This is a genomic window from Oleiagrimonas sp. (assembly GCF_027858935.1).
Lineage (GTDB): Bacteria > Pseudomonadota > Gammaproteobacteria > Xanthomonadales > Rhodanobacteraceae > Oleiagrimonas.
Genome location: NZ_JAQIBU010000164.1, coordinates 1 through 4,913, shown reverse-complemented (window position 1 = coordinate 4,913; position 4,913 = coordinate 1). Strand labels below are relative to the sequence as shown.

The window sequence follows — 4,913 nt, the reverse complement described above, 5'->3', positions numbered from 1 at the left end:
ACATCGCCACCGCCAGAATCAACGGCACGGTGATCGCGAGGATCTTCAACAACGTCCAGAGGACGAGCCAGAGTTCAGCTGCCATGCGCTCAGGCCTTCGTCAGGGTGATGGCTGCGCCATATGGCGGCAGCATTGCGGTTTCCGCATATGCGGACTCGATCCACGTCGCGCCAACTGGAACTGCATCATTGACGCGGACGGTCAACTCGCGACTGTCGGCGACACGCACGCGAGCGCCATCCTTCACGCCCAGGCGCCCGGCCTCGGACGCATTGATGTGTACGGCTGCGCCGAGCGTCAAGGGGTGTGCGTTGAGGGCCTTTGCGCGTCGCAGCACGGCGTCGAGCCGATAGATCGGCAGGCTGGCAATACGCGTGAAGCCTTGCTGTGCAGGACCCGGATCAGCCAGCCCATTCGAGACCGGGGGCTTGGCCTCATGTATCTGTTGCTCCAGACCTTGCAGATCATCGAATTCGAATCCCGGAAGCTCAAGGCGACCGCCAAGTGCGCGCAGCATGCGCCAGCCGGGGCGCGCCTGACCGGGTACCGTGGCGCCCGCAGCCAGTCGCTGTTCGAGGCCGTCCACGTTGGTCAACGTCGCATCGGTTTCCGGCAGAAGTGCCAGCGGCAGCAGAATATCTGCGGTTTCGCGCAGGGCTTCGCTGGCAAAGGCAGTGCATGCAACTACCGTGGAGGCCTCATGCAGGGCCTTGATCACGGCCTTTCCGTCGGCAAAATCATGCGGCGGCTCGGCACCATAAAGCACATAGACCGAACGTGGCTGCTCGAGCATGCTGCGGGCATCGAGCCCTTCATGCTGCGGCAATACTCCAGCCCGGGCAAGGCCCACGGCGTTGGCACCCAGCGGAATCTCGTTGTAGCCCGACTGCGTGGCCTTCGCGATCAGTCGCGATGCCGCACGCAGCCATGAAGCCTGGGGATGCATGGCCGCCATCTCGCCGAACACCACGACGCTGTCCCCGGCCTGCTTCAATGCTTCGAATGCGGCTTGCGCCGCGGCATCCGGCTGCACGTCTGCCAAAGCATCGGCCATGGCCTTCGGCATTTCGCTGCCCTGCCCTGCCGCCAATTTGGCGATCCCCAGGACGGCAGCGACCATGTGCTGGGGCGACACCAGGGTTTCACCGGCCAGTGCATACCCCTGATCCAGCCCCAGACTGCCTACGGCATACACCTTTGCGCCCTTGTGCACGGCCTGGCGCAAACGCTGGCCAAGCAACGGCATTTCGTGCCGCAGATGGCTGCCCACGAGCAGCGCGGCAGCCACGCCATCCATCCGATCCACCGGCGTCTCGAACACGCGAGCCACCGGCATGTCGGAAAAGTCCTGCTGGCGCAGACGATGATCCAGATGCGGCGTACCCAGGCCTGAAGCCAGGCGACGAAGCAGTTCGCCTTCCTCGTTGCTGGTCGACGGATGCACCAGCACACCGATATCCGCACCTGCCTCATGCAACGCATCAGCCGCGTTCGCAAGGGCATCGTCCCAATCGGTCTGTTTCCAAACGCCGTTGATCTTGATCATCGGGAACGAAAGGCGATCCTCGGCCACAAGACCCTCGTGGCTGTAACGATCGCGATCGGAAAGCCAGCACTCGTTCACGCTCTCGTTGTCACGCGGCACGGTTCGCAGCACCTCTCCGCGGCGCGTGTGCAGCCACAGGTTGGAGCCGAGGGCGTCGTGGTATCCGATCGAGGGACGGGCCAGCAATTCCCAAGCCCGTGCCTTGAAGCGGAACGGCTTGTTGGTCAGCGCGCCGACCGGGCAAACATCGATGATATTGCCACCGATTTCGCTCTGGATCGACTTGCCGATATAGGTGCCGATTTCCAGATGCTCGCCACGGTTCATGCTACCCAGCTCGTAGGTACCGGCGATCTCGCCCATGAATCGCACGCAGCGGGTGCACTGGATGCAGCGCGTCATCTCTGTGGCCACAAGAGAGCCCAGATTTTCATCAGCAACGCTGCGCTTGCGCTCGGTGAAACGACTGACCGAACGGCCATAACCGAGGGCGATATCCTGCAACTCACACTCGCCTCCCTGGTCGCAGATCGGGCAATCCAGAGGATGGTTGATCAGCAGGAACTCCATCACGTTGCGCTGCCAGTGCATGGCTTTCTCGGAACGCGTGGCCACCTTCATGCCCTCGCCGACCGGGGTCGAGCACGCCGGTTGGGGCTTGGGAACGGGTTTGCCGTTCATCTCCACCTCAACCAGGCACTGCCGGCAGTTGGCGGCGATGGCCAGCTTCGGGTGGTAGCAGAAGCGGGGAATGGAGATCCCTGCCTTGTCTGCGGCCTGGATGATGGTCGACCCCTTGGGGGCCTGCATGGCCTTGCCATCGATCTCGATGTTGACCAGGTCCGGCGCGGTATTGTCTTTGGGCTGCGCACTCATCAGGCAGCGACTCCCTGCTGTGCATCGGTCATGGAGCGACCATGCTCGGCGAAGTATTCGAATTCATCCCAGAAATGGTGCAGGAATCCCTGCACCGGCCAGGCGGCGGCTTCACCAAAGGCGCAGATGGTGTGGCCTTCGATCTGACCTGCCACGGCCTTGAGGCGGTGCAGGTCATCCGGCGCGCCCTTGCCCTCGATGATCCGGCTCAGGACACGGAACATCCAGCCCGTACCTTCGCGGCAGGGCGTGCACTGACCACAGGACTCGGCATAGTAGAACTGCGAAATACGATGGCAGGCGCGAACCATGCAGGTGGTGTCGTCCATCACGATCACAGCCCCGGAGCCCAGGCCCGAACCGGCCTTTTGCAGGTTGTCGTAATCCATGGTGCACTCCATGATGATGTCGGCCGGCAATACCTTCATCGAGGAGCCGCCGGGAATCACGGCCTTGAGCTTGCGCCCCTTGCGCATGCCGCCAGCCAGTTCCAGCAGGTCACTGAACGGCATGCCCAGTGGAACCTCGAAGTTGCCTGGACGGGCGACGTGACCGGAAACCGAGAACACCTTCGGGCCACCGTTGTTGGGCTTGCCCTGCTCCAGGAACCACTCCGCGCCCTTGCGCATGATCGCCGGCACCGAGGCATAGGTCTCGGTGTTGTTGATCGTGGTCGGCTTGCCGTAGACGCCGAAGTTGGCGGGGAACGGCGGCTTGAATCGCGGCTGGCCCTTCTTTCCTTCCAGCGACTCCATCATCGCTGTTTCCTCGCCACAGATGTAGGCTCCGGCGCCCAGCGCAGTATGCATGTCGACGTTGACGCCGCTGCCCTTGATGTCCTTGCCCAGCAAGCCCGCGGCATAGGCTTCCGCCAAGGCCTGCTCGAAGTGTTCGAAAGGTTCGTAGTGGAACTCGCCGCGCAGGTAGTTGTAGGCCACGCTGGAACCGGTGGCATAACAGGCGATGGCCATGCCCTCGATCACGGCATGCGGGTTGAAGCGCAGGATGTCGCGGTCCTTGCAGGTCCCCGGCTCGGACTCGTCGGAGTTGCACAGGATGTACTTCTGCATGTCGCCCTTGGGCATGAACGACCATTTCAGTCCGGTCGGGAAGCCTGCGCCGCCGCGACCACGCAGGCTGCTGGCCTTTACCGCACCAATGATGCTATCCGGCTCCGGCTTTTCGGCCAGGATTTTTTCCCACGCCTCGTAGCCACCGGTCTTGCGGTAGCTGTCCATGGTCCACGGCTTGTCGTAGTGAAGCGTGGTGTAGACAACCTGGTGTTTTTTGGGTTCTGGACCGTATGCCATGTGTAGATACCTGTGCGACCCTCGATAATCAGGAGGATCAAAAAGCGCGGTTATTCCAATCCGTCGAGAATCTGGTCAACTTTTTCTTTGGTCAGGTTTTCGTGGTAGTGCCCATCGACCACCATCATCGGTGCGCCGCAGCAGGCGGCCAGGCACTCTTCTTCCTTCTTGAGATAGATGCGCCCGTCGGGTGAACTCTCGCCCAGACCAATACCGTATTTGTCCTGGCAATGACGCACGATGTCCTCGGCACCATTGAGCCAGCATGAGATGTTGGTGCAGATGGCGACGTTGTGTCGTCCCACCGGCTCCAGCTCGAACATCGAGTAGAAGGTGGCGACCTCGTAGGCCCACACTGGCGGCAGGTCCAGATACCTGGCCACAGCCGCGATCAGTTCGTCGGTCAGGTGCCCGCCGTTCTGCTGCTGTGCAGCGAACAGGCTCTGGATCACCGCCGAACGCTTGCGGTCGGAAGGGAACTTGGCCACCCAGTGGTCGATGTGCTCGCGCGTGGCCTCGCTCAGCACCTGCTGCGGGTCGACGTCGCGCACCTTGTCAAAATTACCGGTGGCCTTCATCGGTCCACCTCCCCGAACACGACATCGTAGGTTCCGATCATGGCGACCACGTCAGCCAGCATGTGCCCTTTCGTGAACGCTTCCATGGAAGAAAGATGGGCAAAACTGGGAGCGCGCAACTTGACCCGGAACGGCTTGTTGGCACCGTCGGAAATCATGTAGACGCCGAACTCGCCCTTGGGCGCCTCGACCGCGGCGTAGGTCTCCCCGGCCGGCACGCAAAAGCCCTCGGTGAAAAGCTTGAAGTGATGGATCAACGCTTCCATGTCGCGCTTCATCGATTCGCGCGAAGGTGGCGCAACCTTGAAATTGTCGAGCATGACCGGGCCCGGATTGTCCCTGAGCCAGCGAACGCACTGCTTGATGATGCGGTTCGACTGGCGCATTTCCTCGACGCGAACCAGGTATCGGTCATAGCAGTCACCGTTGACGCCGACCGGAATATCGAAATCAACGTCCCCATAGGCCGCGTAGGTCTGCTTCTTGCGCAAGTCCCACTCGACTCCCGAACCACGCAGCATCGGGCCACTCATGCCCCAGGCACGGGCCTGGTCCGGACTGATCACGCCAATATCGACCGTACGCTGTTTCCAGATGCGGTT

3 protein-coding genes and 1 pseudogene are annotated in these 4,913 nt (G+C 61.8%); all 4 read right to left on the bottom strand.

Annotated features, from left to right (window positions below):
- Positions 1-89: 89 nt before the first annotated feature.
- Positions 90-2,423 carry an NADH-quinone oxidoreductase subunit NuoG gene (gene nuoG / locus PF446_RS05970; RefSeq protein WP_298070326.1) on the bottom strand — a complete coding sequence of 778 codons (2,334 nt, stop codon included), beginning with the start codon at positions 2,421-2,423 and terminating at the stop codon, positions 90-92.
- A complete protein-coding gene (gene nuoF / locus PF446_RS05965) occupies positions 2,423-3,733 on the bottom strand; it encodes an NADH-quinone oxidoreductase subunit NuoF (RefSeq protein ID WP_298070325.1) in 1,311 nt (436 codons plus the stop codon). The genes nuoG and nuoF overlap by 1 nt, the downstream gene beginning before the upstream one ends.
- Positions 3,734-3,783: 50 nt before the next feature.
- Positions 3,784-4,311 (bottom strand): NADH-quinone oxidoreductase subunit NuoE, encoded by a 528-nt coding sequence (nuoE, locus tag PF446_RS05960; protein ID WP_298070324.1) that lies wholly within the window; start codon positions 4,309-4,311, stop codon positions 3,784-3,786.
- A pseudogene (locus PF446_RS05955) lies at positions 4,308-4,913 on the bottom strand (NADH-quinone oxidoreductase subunit D); the annotation flags it as partial. The pseudogene PF446_RS05955 and the gene nuoE, both read right to left, overlap by 4 nt.